Below are 18,555 nucleotides of genomic sequence, written 5' to 3' on the forward strand. Positions count from 1 at the left end.
CCTCACTAGCTCCGTCTTCCTCTCGGGCTGAGTGACAGCAATTATTAAGCGGTATTGAAAACACCTTTAGAGGGCTGCTATATGGCCCTAAAGTATACGAGCTGCGATTTGGTCCGATTTTCTGTGCCAAGCGACTCGTCAAATGCCAAAGGTCACGGTTTCTATCGGTTGACGATGTCGGCTGACCGTGCGCCTAAAGAGCGGGTTGTAAGTCAAGGGGTCTTGACCGCCTGCTTTTCTAAAAAACAAGCCATCGAATCATCCATCGCTTCAATCCAGGGGGTGTGATGCACAGGTGCTTTGGTGCCCGTGCAAGGAGACGTAAAGGCCTTGTCGCGATAGCCGAGGATGCTGTGCTCTTTGTCGTGTTCCCACTCTTTGAATAACTCGGTGGTCATCTCCCAATCGCAGGGCGCGTAGTCTACACAGTCGGCCAGCTCGACAATGTAATCTTTCTGGTAATCAATTTGCTCAAAGGCATCCTTCAGCGCCTCTTCGCGCTGTTGCCAGAGGCCAATGTCTTGGGCCATTGTCGCTGCATCCGGCAGGGTGATGCGGCCCAGCACCACGTCACGGGCATAGAAGGCCTGTACGTCAAACATGCTGAAGGTATAGAACTGGTCTTGCATGCCGATGTACATCAGCTTTGGATTCGGCTCCCAGAAAATACCTTTGTAGAGAGAGCCAGGATAAAGCAGGTTCTTAGTTTTCAGACGCAGATTGTCGGCCAGGAAGGGGAAGTGATGCTGATAGCCCACACAGAGCACGATCGCATCCACCGCTTTACTCGTCCCGTCCTTAAAATGGGCTACCTTGTCTTCTAAGCGGGTGAGTAGAGGGACTTCGCTAATGCCCTCTGGCCAATCGAAGCCCATTGGCGCGGTGCGATAGCTAATCGTGACCGATCGCGCTCCATACTTATAGCTTTGCAGGGCAATATCCTCGGCAGAATAGCTGCTTCCCACCACCAGCACGTCTTTGCCTGTAAACTCCCGTGCTTCGCGAAAATCATGGCTGTGGAGCACCCGACCCGGAAAGCGATCGATGCCCTCAAAGTACGGCAAGTTCGGTACTGAGAAATGCCCGGTCGAGACAATGACATAGTCGAACTCTTCCGTTCGTTCTTGATCCGCCGCCAAATCTTGAACGCGCACCCGGAACGTGTCGGTCGCTTCGAGATATTCCACATAACGAACAGCCGTGTTGAAATGGATGTAGCGCTCCAGGTTTTCTTTCTTGGCCCGCCCCGTGATGTAGTCATAGAGCACCTCGCGCGGCGGAAACGACGGAATCGGTTGGCCGAAATGCTCATCAAAGGTGTAGTCCGCGAATTCCAGACACTCCTTGGGGCCATTTGACCACAGGTAGCGATACATGCTGCCGTGAACGGGTTCGCCGTGCTCATTGAGGCCCGATCGCCAGGTGAAATTCCACAACCCGCCCCAACCCGACTGCTTTTCAAAACAGACGATTTCGGGAATATCGGCACCTTTAAGGCGAGCCTGCTCGAAGGCGTGGAGCTGCGACAAGCCGCAGGGGCCAGCGCCGATGATGGCAACACGAGTGGTCATGGGTGTGGGACTCCGTTTGGGTAAGTGGGTGGATAGTGAAGGGGTGATGGGGTGACGGGGTGACGGGGTGGCGGGGTGGATGAGTAATGGGGTGGCGGGGTGATAGAGAACACTCCCCTACTCCCCTACTCTCCTACTCCCATTAGGGTGATAATGCGGCTGGCGTGGGCAGCAGGGCAAACCAGGCTTGGGCTACCTGGCGAGCAAAGGCGATCGCCTCATCTCCGTAGGCTTTCACCTGAGTTTGAAACTGTTGGGCCAGACCCGGATAGTTCGCCTGAATCCAGTCGCTTTCCATCGCTTGCCAACTGGCAATAATTTCGGCAGTCGCTTCGAGGTGAAACTGAAAAGCATAAATTTTGGTGCCGATGCGAAAAGCCTGGTGTTGGCAGGTGTCGTTCGCCATGAGTAACGTCGCTGACGCGGGTAAATCAAAGGTGTCGAAGTGCCACTGCATCAGTTGCAGGTCTGCCGGACAGTCTTTGAGCCAGGGTTCGCCAGCGGCGACATCCACCACTGTGACAGGGGTAAACCCCAGTTCGGGGGTGGTGTGGGGATAAACGTTGCTGCCAAAGGCGCGGGCGATGAGCTGCGCCCCTAAACATACGCCCAGAATGGGTTTATCTTCCCGATGAAATTGCTGGATGAGCGCCACCGTTCGCGACAGGTGAGGAAACTGTTCGTCGTCATAGGCTCCCATCGGCCCTCCCATGATGATGAGTCCGGCGTAGTCTCCGACTGGGGGCTGGGGATACTGCTCAGGTAGCCAGGTGACTAACTGAGCCCCACAGTTCATCAACTCCTCGCCCAGTATTCCCGTGGGATCGAGAGCTGTATTTTGTACGACTAAGACGGTTGGGGGCATTACACGCCTGTATTAACAAACAACTGCCGACCCATCCCCAGACTGAGCGCTTGCTCCCAACAAAACGCCGCGCTCTAATCTAGATGTGGCTCAGCCCATGATAAGGATACAAACCCGTCGCACCTTCCATGCCGATTGATTGATTCGATACTAGCGGCGGTGTGGTCGCCAAAATGTCTTTTGCTTAACCAAACGGTCAGCGATCTAACGCCATTGCTGGACGAATTGACCATCAATTCGGGGCTTCTTGTTCTATCCCGAACAGTGGCTGCATCGCCGTTCCAGTAGGATAATCAGACCCTTGATTATGGAGTGGAACCACGATGCAGCCGTTGACACCCTCGCCCATGCCCCTCACATCTTCGACAACGCCTGAGCACTTAGATGCCTTTTGGATGCCATTCACGGCGAACCGCCAGTTTAAGGCCCATCCTCGGATGATGGTGGCGGCTAAAGACATGCACTACACCAGTCAAGACGGGCGACAAATTTTGGACGGGACGGCGGGACTATGGTGCGTCAATGCTGGTCACTGTCGCGCCAAAATCGTGGAGGCGATTCAGGCCCAAGCCGCGACCCTGGACTATGCTCCCACCTTTCAAATGGGGCATCCGGCACCGTTTCAGCTTGCCGATCGCCTGGTGCAGCTGGCCCCTGAGGGCTTGAACCGGGTCTTTTTTGCGAATTCGGGCTCAGAGGCAGTCGATACGGCTTTGAAGGTGGCGATCGCCTACCACCGTGTTCGGGGTGAGGGCACCCGACAGCGCCTGATTGGTCGCGAGCGGGGCTATCACGGGGTGGGATTTGGCGGCATTTCGGTGGGGGGGATTGGCGGCAATCGCAAGCTGTTTGGCAGTTTGTTGAACGGTGTCGATCACCTGCCCCATACTCACAATTTGGCGGAGAATGCGTTCAGCCAGAAACAGCCTCAGTGGGGTGCCCATCTGGCGGCGGAGCTGGAAAGGATCGTGGCGCTGCACGACGCGTCCAACATTGCGGCTGTGATTGTGGAGCCTGTCGCCGGTTCGACGGGAGTGCTAGTGCCCCCAGTTGGCTATTTAGAAAAACTGCGGGAGATTTGCACTCGCCACGGCATTCTGCTGATTTTTGATGAGGTGATCACGGGGTTTGGTCGCCTGGGGACGGGCTTTGCCGCTGACTATTTTGGGGTGGTGCCCGATATCATCACCGCAGCCAAAGGCATCACGAATGGCACCGTACCGATGGGGGCGGTGTTGGTGCGGCAAGAAATCCATGACGCCTTTATGCACGGCTCCGAGGCGGCGATCGAGTTTCCCCACGGCTACACCTATTCTGGGCATCCGCTAGCCTGTGCAGCAGCGATCGCCACCCTCGATGTGTATGCGGAAGAAGGTCTGTTTGAACACGCCGCGAGTTTAGAGGACTACTGGCAAGAGGCCGTACATTCCCTGCGGCGATCGCCCCAGGTCATCGATATTCGCAATATTGGCATCGTGGCGGGCATTGAGTTGGCACCCCGATCTGGAACCCCTGGTCAGCGAGCCTATGACTGTATGGTGCGCTGTTTTGAGCGGGGACTACTGATTCGCGTTACTGGCGACATCATTGCCCTGTCGCCGCCGCTGATGCTGCAAAAATCCCACATTGATCAGATGATCGAAATTCTGGGCGAAGTTCTCAGTGATCTACCGTGAGGGCAATGAGTATCGGATTTTCGTAGAGGATTAGGAGGTCAGCGCCCGTTGAATGGCCTCAACATTTTCCTGGGCGGTTTGGAGGGTCAGCCGAGGTTGCCCCTGCCAGGAATGATGCCAGGCCAGAATCGCCAGGTCGTTAATGCGGGCAGGAACGGCCCGATCGCAGGGAAATGGATGCAGCGTATAAATGGGCTTGGTGGTCGCGATCGCCCGCAGCCGTTCCAAACCAGCTTCGACCGGGAGCAGCAGGGTAGCGGCTGGGCAGGGCTTGACCCAGACGCTGAGTTCGAGTGCAGAGATCGCAGAGTCAAACGCCATCGGCTCCGGCAGCGCTACCCGAAAGTTGTTTTCACACAGCCGCAGCACCGAACAGGGCTGTTGACCGAATTCTGCTGTCAGCGATTGGAAAGGGGAAAGGTGGGAAATGGCTGGGGAAAAGAGGGCGATCGCCGCCTGCAAGCCATCCACTCCCGCAAAGTCCCACAGCCAATAGTCAGAGGAATTTGTCTGAGCCCCATCGACCTTTGAAGCTGAAATCGTATTGGTCATAACTGCACCCTAGCTACCTGCCCTTAACCAACCAAACACTTGTTCCACCGTTAAGTTCAGGCTTTTGGCAAATTCTGGAACGGGCAGAGCCGCAGCACCGCTAAAGAGTTTAGGCTGTTGGGCTTGGGGATAAGCCAAAATTGACCGTTCTGCTGGGTCGACTAGCCAGCCCATAGCCGCGTCATGTTCTAAGCAATGCAAAATGTTGTTCGTAACGCGAGTTACGCTCTGCTGAGGTGAAAGAATCTCAATCGTCCAATCGGGACAAACGAGAAAGACGTTCGCGATTTCTCCTGTCTCGTCTAGAGGAATGCGTTGCTGCTGAAAAACCGCCACATCGGGAACGATGGAGCGCCCAGCAAATGTGCAGCGCAGCTCTGGAAACGCTTCAGCAATGCCGTCAGTGGCATGGTTGATGCAGCTCAAAAATCGACGTTGAAGGCGGCTATGTTTTCCCTGTGGCATCGGTTTCTGAGTCAAAACCCCATCAATAAACTCACTCGCGGGTTCGGTTTCTGGCAGCAGCAGAAACTCATCTAGCGACAAAAGTTGAGTAGGGGACTGAACCATACCGGATTGGTGATCGACTGGTCATTGAAAGTGAGTTTATCTTAGCTGCTGTAGCCGCCCGGCATCTTCTGCCTATGCCCTAACGCGACTTTTGGTGGGGTCATAGAGGGAAAGGGTACCGACTTCCGCCCGGACTCGGCGCTTGAGGCCATCCATCAAGCCCACTTCTAGCTCAGTTCCCGGTTGGGCGTATTCGGGGGCGACTTGGGCTAGGGCAATGCTGCGGTTGAGGATGGGGGAGAAAGTGCCGCTGGTGACATGACCGACTCGCCAGCGATCGCCGATAGGGTGCACGCCCTGTCCCCCACAGGCCACCTCATTGCTGTCTAACAGCAGCCCGACCCCGACAAAGGGAGGGCGATCGCGGAGTTTCTCTAACGCGGCGCGACCGATGAAATCTGGTTTGGTTTTCAGGCCGACGCTCCAGCCGATGCCCGCCTGGTAGGGCGAAATCAAGTCATTAAATTCCCGTCCGGCGGCCAGGAGGCCCGCTTCGATGCGGGCGCGATCGAGGCCCTGCATCCCCAACGGCAAGAGGTCGTAGGCGGCTCCCGCCTGCATCAGCACATCCCACAGCTCAGCGCCCCGGTTGGGATGCACGAATAGCTCGTAACCCAGCTCGCCGGTATAGCCCGTGCGGGATAGCAGCACCGGAATGCCCGCGATCGTGCCCGTGACAAAGCGGAAAAATTTCAACTCGCTGAAATCAGTCATGTCCCACTCGGCGTCAATTTCGACGAGGGGACACAGTAAATCGCGGGCATGCGGGCCTTGAAGGGCGAGGTTGTGCCAGCGATCGCTACTATTCGTTACCGAAACCGACCAGTCTTTTTCGTGCGCCACTTGTTGCAGCCAGAGCCCATCGGTGTCGCAGTTGCCCACGTAGCGATAGGCCGACTCGCCCAGGTGAAACACGATGCCGTCATCGATCATGCCGCCGTGGGGATTGAGCAGGCAGCCATAGGCCGACTGACCGATCGCGAGCTTGGCGACGTTGCGCGAAAACGTCCATTGCAGTAACTCCAGGGCATCTGGCCCGATGACCTCAAACTTGCGGAGGGCGGAGAGATCCATCAGGGCCACCCGCTCTCGCAGCGCCCAATATTCCGCCTGATCGCCCGCGTGGGGATAGCTGACGGGCACCCAAAAGCCGTTATATTCCACCAGGTTTTGGGTCAGCGATCGCACGCGGGGGGTAAACGCACTGTCTTGGGTTAGGCGCAGGGGCAGTTCCCGCGCGGCCCGGCGGCCAATCGCTTTGGGGAAATTGGCTTCGGCGGCATAGATACGAATATGGACGGGGGTTGGGAACCAGCCGTTCGCCGGATCGATGTCATCGGGGCAGGCGGAACTGGCGCAGAGCAAATCCTGATGGGCCTTGAGCAACACGTAATCCCCGGGACGCGACCACGATTCGCCCGAGGCGATCGCCCCACTGTCATCCACAGCGGTGTTGAAAAAGAAGTTGATTGCAGGCCAGCCGGGACGGGGGGCGATGCCGTAGGGGGCCAGCACTGTGTTGAAGTTGTCGCTGCAACTGGGATGGTCGAAATAGCCCGCTTCCTCGTAATACTTATTAGTGCAGGCCAGCATGAAACTGTCGTGGCGATCGCAGGTATCCTGAATGACCTCGACCAGGGGCTGCATCGTCTGGGAAAAGTATTTGCTGAGCAGTCCTGCCTGGGGCATCGCCATTCCCAACAGCGTCCGCGTCACAGTGCTATCGAGGGCTTCCTGGTACTGGTCCCCCGCAAATGCCAGAAAGTCTGAGCATTGGGAGCCTTCGACATCGATGATCTGGATGTACTGCCCCGCTTTGACGGGATAGGCGATCGCGGTAGACGGCTCGATGCGGTATTCCGCCACCAGGTGGCTCAATGGCGGCGGCACATCATCGAAGGACATGGCGGTAGCAGCGGATTTAAACTGCAATTCTGACATTGTTGATGCTTGAAACCTGATTAAAGAGCCATGGCCGATGCCGGTGGTGGGCGGCTTAGGGACCCGGTCCCTGTCGGGAATACCCACACACTCTGGTCAACACTGAGGGACCGGGTCCCTGCAGTGGGTTTGTTAAACAAAGGGGAAGGGCCGCCAGGGAATCCATTTTTCCCATAATTGCTGGAGGGTGCCGTCGGCTTCGAGCTGATCGAGGGTCTGGTTGAGGGCAGTTAGGAGATCGGGGCTATCGGGGCGCAGGGCGATCGCAAATGGATGGGATGTTTCCACCGTAATGGCTAGACGCAAGCTGGGATCTGCTTCCGCTGCGGTGACTAACACCAGTTCATCATCCACCACCGCATCGACCTCACCCGTGCGCAGGGCCGCGAGCATCTCTTGCAGCACCTTGTCGGTGCCCGGAAACGGGATCAGCTCTACGCCCTCAAACTGCTGCCCCAATTCGACATTGGTGCTGTCGGCGAGTCCCGCCATTTTGCGTCCGGCTAAATCGGCCGCCGACTCAATGCCGTCATCGGCCCGCACGATAATGGCTTCGTTAAACAGACCATAGGGTCGGGTAAAGACGCTATGTTTCTGCCGTTCTGGTGTGACGGCCTGGTTGAACCACACAAGGTCGCAGGTTTTGGCCTGTAGAGTGCTGTAAAACTCGGCCATGGGCAAGTTCAGCCACACCGGCTCTAGCCCCAGTTTGGCGCACACCGCCCGCGCCACATCGGGTTCGTAGCCCCAGCGCTGCCCGTCTTCGACATAGGTCATGGGCCGCGCGTCAAAATCGCTGGCCCCAATGGTGAGTTGCCCCGGCGTTAACGTAGCCAATTCCATACTGATAGTGCCCTCAGCAAAATTGTCATTGTGCAGCATTCAGACTTTCGAAGTCGTAACCAGATTCACAAACTGAGGTGGGAAAGCAACGGTATATTGCGAAGTGAGCCGGTATTTAGCGGTGTCTGTCAAAACGCTGGTGCGACTTGTCGGCAGAGCCAGTTCTTGATGATTCCCAGCCAACGACTTGTTACTGAAGGTTGACAAAAAAGCTAGCCGTCCATCTCCTAACTGGCCTTCCATCCATCACAATTTAAAGTCCATTCACTCCTACCACGGTTCGATAGACCCATGTCCCAGCAACCGATTCAACTCACCGATCGCCAACTGCAACAGTATCAAACCGATGGGTTTCTGATTCTCGAAAACTTCATCGATATGGATCTCGTGGAACGGCTGCGCGATCGCATTCAGCCGCTCTTTCATGGTGAGTTTGAAACGGGTATCTATCCCGATGAATGGTACTGGCGACCGGGGCTGAGTCTGCCGGATGTCACCCGCGAAATCTGCAATGCCTGGAAGTGCGATCGCACCATCGCCAGCGTGTCTCTATCCTCTGAGGTGGGTCGTCTCAGTGCCCAACTTGCCGGTTGGCCCGGTGCCCGCATTGGTCAAGACAGCCTGTGGTTTAAACCCCCCGGTGGCGGCAAGGAAATTGCCCTGCATCAGGATGGCGCTTACATTGACTATCTGACGCCCAACGAGATGGTGACCTGCTGGATTGCCCTCGACGATGTAAATCTGGAAATCGGTACCCTGCAATACGTGCGCGGCTCCCATCGCTGGCCCCTGCTGAAATCTGTGGTGGGTGAATTTCACGCGCCGACCAAAGACTATCGCTGGGCCATGCAGCAAACCGCCCAAGCCGCCGGTGTGGATGAACCGGAAATTGTCCCCGTCACGGTTCCCGCTGGGGGCTGTGCCTTTCACCACGGACTGACCTGGCACGGCTCGGGCAAAAATTTGAGCGCGACCCATCCCCGGCGCAGCCTCGGCATTCACACCATCAGTTCTGAAGCTTGCTTCAGCGAGCATCCTGCCGGGTACATCTACGGTCGTTACAAAAAGGTGGACAGCGATGTGATGGACGAATCCTTTTTCCCCATTTTGTGGACTGAGGATGGCCAGCGATCGCGGCATTTGGCTAGCCACTGTGAGGATGCGATCGCGCCAGTAGTGGTGGCATTAGGGTAGAGGGAGTAGGGGAGTGATGGAGTAGAGGAGTCGTTAATCCATCACCCCATCACCCCAACCCTGGGGGAAGCCACTCTGCGTCTACCCCCCATCACCCCATCACCCTCTCACTCATTTACCCCCTATGCTCCCCCTAATCGGCATCACCAGCTATGGGCGAAATGCGATGAATGAATTTCGTCTCTATGCCAACTATTTAGAGGCAGTGCGACTCGCGGGCGGCGTTCCCGTTTTGCTCACCCCAGGGGAAGCGCACCCCGAAGTTTTGCTCGATCGCTTGGATGGCATCATTTTCAGCGGCGGCGGGGATGTCTCGCCCGCTTGCTTTGGGGGCGACGCACACCCGATGATTTATAGCCTGGATGAGGAGCGCGATCGCTTCGAACTCGACCTGGCTAAGCAGGTCCTGCGATCGGATATCCCGACGCTTGGCATCTGTCGCGGCTTGCAGGTGCTCAACCTGGCCAGTGGTGGCGACAACCTGATTCCCCACGTGCCGGATGTTTTCACGACCATGCCGCATCGGCTCGAACCGCCCAACGTGCAGACTCGTGCCCAGCCGGTTCAGCATTCAGTCACAATCACTCCAGATAGCTACCTGGCAGAGATTTTCGAGTCAGAGCAAATTCCCGTCGTCTCCTGGCATCATCAGGCGATTAAAACTCCGCCCCCCAACTGGCAACTCGCGGCTCAGGCTCCCGATGGGTTGATTGAGGCGATCGCCTATCCTCAGCATCCGTGGCTATTGGCCGTGCAGTGGCATCCTGAAATGTCAATCCATGACGGCTATCAGATCAAACTCTTTCAGGCGTTTGTCACTGCGGCCACCCCCCATCAAAAAAGCACCTGAACAACGAATCGAATTCGACCGTTCAAGTGCTTTGAGTAGGGACATTTTATGTCCAAAGAAATGCGAAAGCAGAAACCTTAGCGATTGAGCCGAATGCGGCGGCTCGTTTTTTTGCGCTTGGTCACGCCAACCATGCCCATCATGCCAACCATCGCCGCTGGCAATTTACGAGAGGTCTCGCTAACCTGAGTCACCTCACCGGGGCGAGCCGCCTCCCGCACCCGATTTTGCTCATTGAAACCTTCGTACAACGAAGCCATCGCCGAAGCTGCCCCCGCCACTAGCAACAGGCCCAAAGTCGAAGGACTCTTAGCCGTAGACTCGCCCCCGCTGATATGAAAGGAGGCATAGAGGAAGTACAAAAATATGAGTGCCGCCACGACCAACATAATCCCGATTAACACAGGGCGATCGGCGAAGGTGTAAATCGCCCCACCCGTTGGCCCGTCAATCGCGCCTTCAAATTCTTCCCAACTTTGAAATGGGCTTGCTGCCCCCAATAACCAAGTAATCACTGTTTTTTCTCCAAATGACGTCAATCCTTCGACCGATCTAAGGGACACGCACTGGCTCATCGATCGCATCGTCCTCTGCGATCATGGAAAACTCAGGATAGCCTTCGATGCCAAAGTCACCCAAATCGAGACCTTCGATCTCTTCCTCAGGCGGTACCCGCAACAAGTTGAGCTTGTTCAGCACCCAGCTAATGCCATACCCAGGAATCAGACCGAGCACGATCGTGCAGAGGAAAGTGCCGATTAGCTGCGCCATGAAGTTAGTCGGCGGGAAGGTACCCACGGAATATCCCGTCGCCATGACCCCGACCGCCATCGAGCCAAGCACGCCGCAATAACCGTGAACCGCAAAGGCCCCCACCGCATCATCAATGCCCATCTTTTCAACAAGTTTGCCGACAAAGGGCATGGTATAAGCCCCGATAAAGGCAATCAGAAGCACCAGAGGCGGAGCATACAGATCGAGGCCAGCCCCCACCGAAATAATTCCAGCTAAGCCGCCAGAAATAGTGAAGAACGGATCGCCTTTAGAGCCGAGGTAAGCCGCCACAATACCGATACAGAGGGCCAATGTGGTGTTAACCCCGACTGAAGCCAGCGTCATTGGCGAACCGTAGATCGAAGTCTCGACAGTCGCCCCCGGCAAGAAAATCACACAGCCGGCCAGGAAGGCATAGAAGCCGACGAAAATCAGCATCAAGCCCACCATTGTGAGGGGCAAGTTGTGGGGCATGATGGTGCGCGGATTGCCTTGATAATCGTACTTCCCAATCCGTGGCCCTAAGTTGATCAATACGCCCAGTGCGAAGAAACCGGAGACCCCATGAACGACCGCAGAACAGCCGAAATCGTGGTAGCCCATAGAGTTAAACCAACCCCAGTAGTTCCAGCCCCAAGACGCTGCAACCACCCACAAAAAGCCACCTAAGATGGAGGCCAAAATCAAGTAAGCACCTAAGCGAATCCGCTCGATGACGGCACCCGACATGATGGAAGCCGTCGTCATTGCAAACAGCGCGAAGGCAAAGAAGAAAACGCCGGTCAGATTATCCCCAATGTTGGGGCCCATCGACGCCGACCAAGGATAAGTTGCGGCTACAAAATCCAGCAGCCCTTCGCCATCCAGGGGACCCAGATTTTCCGGCAGTGCTGAACTCCAGGGACCCAGGATGCCACCAAACCGCGGAAAAATTGAAAACCCGGCATAGACCCAATAGCCGAAGAAATAGAAGGAAAGACCGACTACGGCTAGGGTCAGCAGGTTCTTGACCATCGTGGCTAACACGTTCTTGGCGCGAGAAGCGCCGCCCTCGTAAGCCAAGAAGCCCACGTGAATGATCAACATGAACACAGAGGCCCAGTAATAATAGGACTCTGCAACAAAGGTTCCTAAAAACGCTTGTGCTTCAGGCTCCATACCTAACTCCTAAACAACAGACAAACACACTACAGGGTGAGAATATCCCTAAGAAATGCATCAGATTTGCAGGTCCAAAAACTGCCCGAAACCTTTGAATTTCTCGAAATCCAAATAACCTGCGAAAATCTACGAGTCACTTGCGCAGTACTCAGAGAACAAAAAACATGAGCGATCGCAAACTCCATGAGAATCTAGGATCGACTCAATAAATCCTGAAGTGACTTCCGCAATCGCGCTCACTTGGCAAGGCTTGAGTTCACAATGCCAATTAATTTGTTAAGAGTCTGCAACTAATACCAGTTTTGGAATGTATCAGTTGCTACCCGCCCTAAAAACACTAGGAAATTCACTCAGCTAGAGGAAAGCTGATGGCAGTGTTTTGCGGGTTTGTACTTTTTGGTAGACCGAAGGCAAAGATATTTCGAGCGCTAGTCAATTCCGAGCAATCCCGTCTGGAAGTTGAGGGCGAAAGTTTTGGCGATCTTCGTCAGCTCCGTTGCTGAGTCAGTGCGTCTGGTTTAGCCGATATCGAGAATCATGGGGCTCGATGGAATTGCCGGTCTAACTTGAAAGATTCGGCAGCCGATTTAATTGAATTCAGTTGTTTTATTACGACAACGAAAAAGTGTATCAAAACATACAAAGCACAGCGCTTTTGCCCCTCAAAATCAGCTCTTGTGGTAGTGAATCTGGAGACCCTGGGCATGGTTGGCACAGTGCAGCAGCAAGCATCCCTTGCAGAAAAGGCAAAAGCACTCGGACTAAAATTTTTCTTGGTTTCCTACACCGACCTCTTGGGCGGCACCCGGGCCAAATTAGTCCCAGCGGCAAAGATTGCTTCGGTTGAAAAAGATGGTGCCTTTTTTGCTTCCTTCGCCTCCAATTTGGGGCTGGGGCCGGACGCGGCGGAAATTGCGGTCATTCCTGACCCCGATTCTCTGATCGTGCTGCCGTGGGAGCCAACGGTCGGGTGGGTAGCGAGCGACGTGTATTTTGACGGTGAACCCTTTGCCGCCGCGCCACGCATGATTTTGAACCGCGCCTTGGATCGCTGCACGCAGATGGGATATAGCTACAAAGCCGGGGTAGAGGCAGAATTTTTTTTGCTCAAGGAAACCGATGGCGGGTATGCGATCGCCGATAGCAAAGACATTGCCGAGCGGCCCTGCTATGACCAGCTCAACTTGATGCGGCAATACGATTTCATTTCCACCCTGGTCACCTACATGGAAGATTTGGGTTGGGAGCCGTACCAGTGTGACCATGAAGACGCCAACGGTCAGTTTGAGATCAACTGGACCTATAACGACGCGCGGGTCACGGCAGATCGCCACGTCTTCTTCAAATACATGGTCAAAACCCTGGCCGAGCAGCGAGGGTTAACCGCCACGTTTATGCCCAAGCCGTTCAGCCACCTCACAGGGAACGGGGCGCATGTCCACAACAGTCTCTGGCAGGGGGATACGAATGTGTTTGAGGCGGGGGCGGACGATGGCGGGCTCTCCCCCGTCGGGTATCAGTTTCTCGCGGGGGTGCTGGCCCATGCGAAGGGGCTAACGGCGCTGTGTAGTCCGACGGTGAATTCTTACCGGCGCTTAGGTGCCACGATGACGACCTCTGGCAGTACCTGGAGTCCGCGATACATTTCCTACGGGGGCAACAACCGTACCCACATGCTGCGGATTCCGGAGGCGGGACGGTTTGAATGTCGCATCATTGATGGCTCGGTCAATCTTTATTTAGCGCTGGCCGGACTCTTAACCGCTGGTCTAGAGGGCATTGAGCAGCAGCTCACCCCCGGCCCCCGTATTGATGCGAACCTGTTTGTGCGCGGCTCGGAATTTCCGGATTTGGACGTGTTGCCCGCCAGCCTGTTAGAGGCGCTGGAGTGCCTGAAGCAAGACGACCTGTTGATGGGGGCGATCGGTGACGCCGCCGCCAAAACCTTCTTTGAATTTAAGTACGGGGAGTGGCAGCAGTACACCTCGCAGATCACGCCTTGGGAAATGGAGGCTTATGTCAACTGCTAGTGCCATTCATACTTACCAGTTCCCCACGATGATTCACTTTGGGGCGGGGGCACGGAGTCGGTTGTTAGCTCAGGTCAAAGCTTTGGGGTTGCAACGGCCACTGGTGGTGAGCGATCGCGACATTGCTCAGCTCCCCTGGTTTCCCACTCTGATCGACTCCTTGGCCGACCTGCCAGTGACGACCTTTAGCGGGGTATGGGGCAATCCTGTCGTCTCCCAGGTTGAGGCCGGACTCGCCGCATTCAAAGACCACGAAGCCGACGGCATTGTGGCGGTGGGGGGCGGTGCGCCGATGGATGTGGCCAAAGCGATCGCTCTCATGGCCCATCATCCTGGTCATCTGTTTGATTACGAAGACGGTCGCCCCGATGCCCGTCCGGTGGATCAGCCAATTCCCCCGATTTTGGCGATTCCCACCACCGCAGGTACCGGCAGCGAAGTGGGTCGCAGCACGGTCATTTCTGACGACGCTACCCACGCCAAAAAGATCATGTTTGATCCGCAACTCTTGCCCCAGGTGGTGCTGGCTGATCCGGAACTGCTGCTGGGGCTCCCCGCCAAGATCACCGCCGCCACCGGCATGGATGCCCTGACCCATTTGATCGAGGCGTTTCTGGCGAAAGGGTTTCATCCCATTTGTGACGGCATTGCATTGGAAGGGCTGCACCTGGTCGCCATCCATCTCAAAGACTGTGTCACCTTTGCGCAACGGTTAGCGGCGGGTGAATCCCTTAGCGAAGCTGAACAGGCGGCTCACCTGACGGCACGCGGCGGCATGTTGAATGCGTCGATGATGGGGGCGATCGCCTTTCAAAAAGGGCTGGGGGTCACCCATTCCTGCGCCCACGCCCTCTCGACGGTGTGCGACACCCACCACGGTCTGGCTAATGCCATGATGCTGCCCGCCGCCATGCGCTTTAACCTGCCCGCTGAGCCTGCCAAGTTCCTCCGCATGGCCCAAACCGTGCAGCCCGGAGCCACCAGCGGCAAAGCGTTCATCGAGTGGATTCTGGCCTTGCGACAAGCGATCGGCATTCCCGACACGCTGACCGATCTGGGAATCTCAACCAAAGCCACTGATCAGCTGGTGGGCGTTGCGATGCAGGATGGCTGTCATCCGATGAATCCCCGGCCAGTCACCGAAGCCGACTTTCACGCTCTTTACCAGGACGCCTTCGCCGCGTAACAGGGTGATGGGGTGACGGGGTGACGGGGTGTAGACACGAAGCGGCTGCCCGCAGGGATGGGGTGATGGGGTGGCATCTGGAATCCGAGTTCAAAAAATGGGTGCGACGCATCGGTCTGGCAAAATGTTGCATTCCCCGACATGCCGTACGGACGAGGCCTTCTCAAAATCAAACATCGGTCTTGCCAAAACGTGACATCGAGAAGGCCTCGCCCCTACCCCATCACCCCATCCACTCCCCTACCCCCTGACTCCCCATGCAAACCCACCTCTCGATCATTAACCCGGCGACCGCAACGCTGGTCAAAGAAATTCCCATCGACGATGCCACCACCATTCAGCAAAAGGCGGCGGCGGCGCGGCAGGCTCAGCCCGCTTGGGCGGGCAGTCCTTTGGCAGAGCGAATAGCCGCGATCGCTCGATTCCGTGACCTGCTCGGCCAGCGGCAAGCAGATTTGGCCGCGACGCTGACCGCAGAAACCGGTAAGCCCATCACCCAATCCAACAATGAGCTGGCCACGACCCAGACCCGGCTGAATTTTTTCATCGACCACGTGGCCCAGGTGCTCGCGCCGGATGTGGTGCATCAGGAACCGATCGGGATTCCTGGTACGGGGGACTTAGAGGAAGTCATTTCCTATGACCCACTGGGCGTCATCGCCAACATTTCTGCGTGGAACTATCCCTACTTTGTCGGCTCCAACGTTTTCATCCCCGCGTTGCTGACGGGGAATGCGGTGCTGTATAAGCCTTCGGAATTTGCGGCTTTGACGGGGTTGGCGATCGCTGATCTCCTTCACACTGCCGGCATTCCCGAAGACATTTTTGTGCCCATCATCGGCGGCGGCGCGACGGGCGCAACCCTGCTGGAACAGCCCTTAAACGGAGTGTTTTTCACCGGCTCCTACACGACGGGCAAAAAAATTGCCGCCGCTGCCGCCGCTCAGCTCGCCAAGGTGCAGCTAGAGCTGGGGGGCAAAGACCCCGCCTACATTTGTGACGATGTGCCGGATGTCGCTGCCGTTGCCGCTGCTGTCGCCGATGGCTCGTTTTACAACAATGGTCAGAGCTGCTGTGCGATCGAGCGCATCTACGTCCACGCGGCGATCTACGAGGAATTCCTAGCCGCCTACCTGGAGACGGTTCAGGGCTTCGTCATGGGCGACCCCACCGATCCCAACACTTACTTAGGCCCGATCAGCCGCCAGATTCACCTGGATGAACTGGAGCGTCAAGTCAAAGATGCCGTAACTCAAGGGGCGACGCTGCACTGTGGCGGCCACCGCATTGATGGGACAGGCTGGTATTTTGCGCCCACGGTGCTTACGGAGGTCACCCATGACATGGCCGTGATGCGCGATGAAACCTTTGGCCCGGTCATTGGGATTCAAAAAGTGGAAAGCGATGCCGAGGCGATCTCCCTGATGAACGATACTGACTATGGCCTAACCGCCGCCGTGTATAGTGCCGATCGCTCCCGTGCCATCCACATCCTGGGACAAATCAACAGCGGCACTGCCTACTGGAACTGCTGCGATCGCGTCAGCCCCCAACTTCCCTGGTCAGGACGCGGCCACTCTGGTGTCGGCACCACCCTTTCGCTAGAGGGCATTCGCACCTTTACCCAACCGCGCGGCTGGCACCTCCGCCAGTGATTAATTTGAACTTGACACTGTAGATGATGAGCTAGGCCAGGTTTGATCAACTACTCTGGCTAGTTAATGGTGAAGTGCGGCGGCGGTAGATTCCTCAATTTCCACAGATAACCTCTGTTCCGTCCGCTGCCACGCAGTGTTAGGCGGTTCAGCGGCTATAAGGTTGCTCCATGCTCAAGCCTGGGATAACTCGATAGTGCTTTACATTGAAAGTACAGAGAGTTGCATTGCGCCCAACGGCACAAGCAGCAATCAATGCATCAATTAGACCGACCTTATGGGACAGATGATAGACGGTGAAATCAGACAGAGCCCGAGCACAATCAGTCTCGGTAGGCCAAACGATTTGCAACGGAGCCACCATCTGTAGAACTTTACGAACCTGTTGCTTGTTCTGAGCGTCCTGAATCAATTCCATCACCACAAACCCAGGAATGCTTGGCAGTTCTGAGACTGAGGCAAACCATGCGAGTGCAGGCGCGTAACTCCGCTGGATGTCAATCATGACATCAGTATCAACCAAGTACATTCACTATCTAAGCCTGCTGACGGTGTTCGGCTTGGTCGCGCAACTTGCGTGCGTGTTCCTGACTATCCGTGATATCAGGTCGAGAACCGACTACCCCAACGCTTTCCCAGTAAGCCACGAGCTCCAACCCTGTTTTCGGAGGATTTTGGAGAAAAGGGCGGAAGGAGAGAACTCGTAGAATATACTCTGTCAAGGGTAATTTAAGCTGAGATGCTTCAGTGGATAATTCATGTTCTAGCTCTGAAGATAGCTCTAAGCTGATATTCAAGATATGCTCTCCTCTAATAATATTCACTCTACTCATATCTGATTTTATTTTACTCGCGGTTGGCTTCCCGTACCTCCTTATCACAACAAACTCAGTTGTTCACTATTGGCCTCTTCTTCTAAATGACATGAGCGTAAAACATCATCAAGCATCTTTAAATCTGAGTTATGCCATATTTCATATTTTTTGCATCAAATTTTGCATCAAAATGATGAATTATTAGCATTTGAATTGAAAGTAAAACTATCCGTGTAGCATGTTCGACTAAAGAGTCATATGGGCTATTTGGCTCGTTGTCTTCATCTGGTTCAGGAAACGAAATGCTACCATGCGCAAATAAGTTTCTCAATTCGTAGACAGCGTATAAGCCAACTCCTGACTCTCCATAATCTTGTATCCTTGAAATCCTATTTTTTATTCGCTCGAGTCCAAAGCACTTACTAGAAATTTCCTTGAAAGCAATGTTTGCTTCTTCTAAGCCTGAAACCTGTGAATCAGCATTAAATCTTTTCCCTATCAAATAACACGTGTTACTAATCTTGCCTCGTTTATCTTTTTCAGGGTGCTTAGGAGGCTTAACTATGTCAATTGCTGATTCAAGAGCCCCCCAAACAAAATTAAAGATAGTAAGCTTTTGGACAAAGCTGTTTAATAATTTATCACGTGCCAAATCATATTCATCAGAATCTCTACACCAACCAAAGCTTCGGTTGTTCTTGATGGTATTTAAAGTGACAGACTCGAGTGAACTGGCTATATGTAACCATTCGTGCACACTGCCCCACAAAAAACAATCATCTGTTTCAGATATAACGCTTAGTGGTGCAGAAAAGTCCTGAGAGTATTGATGTAGCTAGATTCTCAGATTGAGAAGGGGAGCCATCTGTGAG

Annotated in this window: 17 protein-coding genes; 6 read left to right on the plus strand and 11 right to left on the minus strand. The window is 55.1% G+C overall.

Annotation, left to right across the window (positions count from 1 at the left end):
- Nucleotides 1–212: 212 nt before the first annotated feature.
- Together JUK32_RS01005 and JUK32_RS01010 are read right to left on the minus strand one after the other, a co-directional pair.
- The gene (locus JUK32_RS01005; protein ID WP_204136999.1) at nt 213–1,571 is read right to left on the minus strand and encodes an NAD(P)/FAD-dependent oxidoreductase; all 1,359 of its coding nucleotides are present in this window, start codon (nt 1,569–1,571) and stop codon (nt 213–215) included.
- A gap of 142 nt (nt 1,572–1,713) precedes the next feature.
- On the minus strand, nt 1,714–2,436 hold the full coding sequence (locus JUK32_RS01010) for a type 1 glutamine amidotransferase (RefSeq protein WP_204137000.1): 723 nt from the start codon (nt 2,434–2,436) through the stop codon (nt 1,714–1,716).
- Between the two features lie 323 nt (nt 2,437–2,759).
- Between JUK32_RS01010 and JUK32_RS01015 the strand changes: the two genes are divergently transcribed.
- Entirely contained in the window at nt 2,760–4,112 is a 1,353-nt protein-coding gene (locus tag JUK32_RS01015) for an aspartate aminotransferase family protein (RefSeq protein ID WP_239112186.1), read from the plus strand.
- Nucleotides 4,113–4,142: 30 nt separating this feature from the next.
- Here the strand turns inward: JUK32_RS01015 and JUK32_RS01020 are convergent, their stop codons facing one another.
- From JUK32_RS01020 to JUK32_RS01035, 4 genes are all read right to left on the minus strand, one after another.
- Nucleotides 4,143–4,664, minus strand: a complete 522-nt coding sequence (locus JUK32_RS01020) for a hypothetical protein (protein ID WP_204137001.1) — start codon at nt 4,662–4,664, stop codon at nt 4,143–4,145.
- Nucleotides 4,665–4,673: 9 nt separating this feature from the next.
- On the minus strand, nt 4,674–5,234 hold the full coding sequence (locus JUK32_RS01025) for a Uma2 family endonuclease (RefSeq protein ID WP_204137002.1): 561 nt from the start codon (nt 5,232–5,234) through the stop codon (nt 4,674–4,676).
- Between the two features lie 72 nt (nt 5,235–5,306).
- On the minus strand, nt 5,307–7,175 hold the full coding sequence (locus JUK32_RS01030; protein WP_239112187.1) for a DUF1989 domain-containing protein: 1,869 nt from the start codon (nt 7,173–7,175) through the stop codon (nt 5,307–5,309).
- Nucleotides 7,176–7,307: 132 nt separating this feature from the next.
- On the minus strand, nt 7,308–8,018 hold the full coding sequence (locus tag JUK32_RS01035) for an ABC transporter substrate-binding protein (RefSeq protein WP_239112188.1): 711 nt from the start codon (nt 8,016–8,018) through the stop codon (nt 7,308–7,310).
- Nucleotides 8,019–8,309: 291 nt separating this feature from the next.
- Here JUK32_RS01035 and JUK32_RS01040 point away from each other — a divergent pair, with 291 nt between their 5' ends.
- Together JUK32_RS01040 and JUK32_RS01045 are read left to right on the plus strand one after the other, a co-directional pair.
- The gene (locus JUK32_RS01040; RefSeq protein WP_204137004.1) at nt 8,310–9,212 is read left to right on the plus strand and encodes a phytanoyl-CoA dioxygenase family protein; all 903 of its coding nucleotides are present in this window, start codon (nt 8,310–8,312) and stop codon (nt 9,210–9,212) included.
- A 124-nt stretch (nt 9,213–9,336) separates the two neighbouring features.
- Nucleotides 9,337–10,062: a gamma-glutamyl-gamma-aminobutyrate hydrolase family protein gene (locus tag JUK32_RS01045; RefSeq protein WP_204137005.1), complete on the plus strand. Its 726-nt coding sequence runs from the start codon at nt 9,337–9,339 to the stop codon at nt 10,060–10,062.
- A 77-nt stretch (nt 10,063–10,139) separates the two neighbouring features.
- Here the strand turns inward: JUK32_RS01045 and JUK32_RS01050 are convergent, their stop codons facing one another.
- Together JUK32_RS01050 and JUK32_RS01055 are read right to left on the minus strand one after the other, a co-directional pair.
- On the minus strand, nt 10,140–10,577 hold the full coding sequence (locus JUK32_RS01050; RefSeq protein WP_204137006.1) for a hypothetical protein: 438 nt from the start codon (nt 10,575–10,577) through the stop codon (nt 10,140–10,142).
- A gap of 37 nt (nt 10,578–10,614) precedes the next feature.
- Nucleotides 10,615–11,994: an ammonium transporter gene (locus tag JUK32_RS01055; RefSeq protein ID WP_204137007.1), complete on the minus strand. Its 1,380-nt coding sequence runs from the start codon at nt 11,992–11,994 to the stop codon at nt 10,615–10,617.
- 707 nt (nt 11,995–12,701) lie between these two features.
- On the opposite strand from JUK32_RS01055, the gene glnT reads away from it, so the two are divergent.
- From glnT to JUK32_RS01070, 3 genes are all read left to right on the plus strand, one after another.
- Nucleotides 12,702–14,027, plus strand: coding sequence for a type III glutamate--ammonia ligase (gene glnT / locus JUK32_RS01060; protein WP_204137008.1), 1,326 nt, complete (start codon nt 12,702–12,704; stop codon nt 14,025–14,027).
- Nucleotides 14,014–15,213 (plus strand): iron-containing alcohol dehydrogenase, encoded by a 1,200-nt coding sequence (locus JUK32_RS01065; RefSeq protein ID WP_204137009.1) that lies wholly within the window; start codon nt 14,014–14,016, stop codon nt 15,211–15,213. The genes glnT and JUK32_RS01065 overlap by 14 nt, the downstream gene beginning before the upstream one ends.
- 257 nt (nt 15,214–15,470) lie before the next feature.
- Nucleotides 15,471–16,868 carry an aldehyde dehydrogenase family protein gene (locus JUK32_RS01070; protein WP_204137010.1) on the plus strand — a complete coding sequence of 466 codons (1,398 nt, stop codon included), beginning with the start codon at nt 15,471–15,473 and terminating at the stop codon, nt 16,866–16,868.
- 148 nt (nt 16,869–17,016) lie between these two features.
- Here JUK32_RS01070 and JUK32_RS01075 read toward each other — a convergent pair whose 3' ends face one another.
- The 3 genes from JUK32_RS01075 to JUK32_RS01080 all read right to left on the minus strand — a co-directional run bounded on the left by JUK32_RS01075 (nt 17,017) and on the right by JUK32_RS01080 (nt 18,440).
- A complete protein-coding gene (locus tag JUK32_RS01075; RefSeq protein WP_204137011.1) occupies nt 17,017–17,397 on the minus strand; it encodes a PIN domain-containing protein in 381 nt (126 codons plus the stop codon).
- 7 nt (nt 17,398–17,404) lie between these two features.
- The gene (locus JUK32_RS28600; RefSeq protein WP_375541544.1) at nt 17,405–17,701 is read right to left on the minus strand and encodes a hypothetical protein; all 297 of its coding nucleotides are present in this window, start codon (nt 17,699–17,701) and stop codon (nt 17,405–17,407) included.
- 118 nt (nt 17,702–17,819) lie between these two features.
- Complete coding sequence (locus JUK32_RS01080; protein WP_204137012.1) at nt 17,820–18,440, minus strand: hypothetical protein; 621 nt, start codon at nt 18,438–18,440, stop codon at nt 17,820–17,822.
- Nucleotides 18,441–18,555: the final 115 nt, after the last annotated feature.

The sequence above is a fragment of the Halomicronema sp. CCY15110 genome (genome assembly GCF_016888165.1).
Classification (GTDB): Bacteria; Cyanobacteriota; Cyanobacteriia; order Phormidesmidales; family Phormidesmidaceae; genus Halomicronema.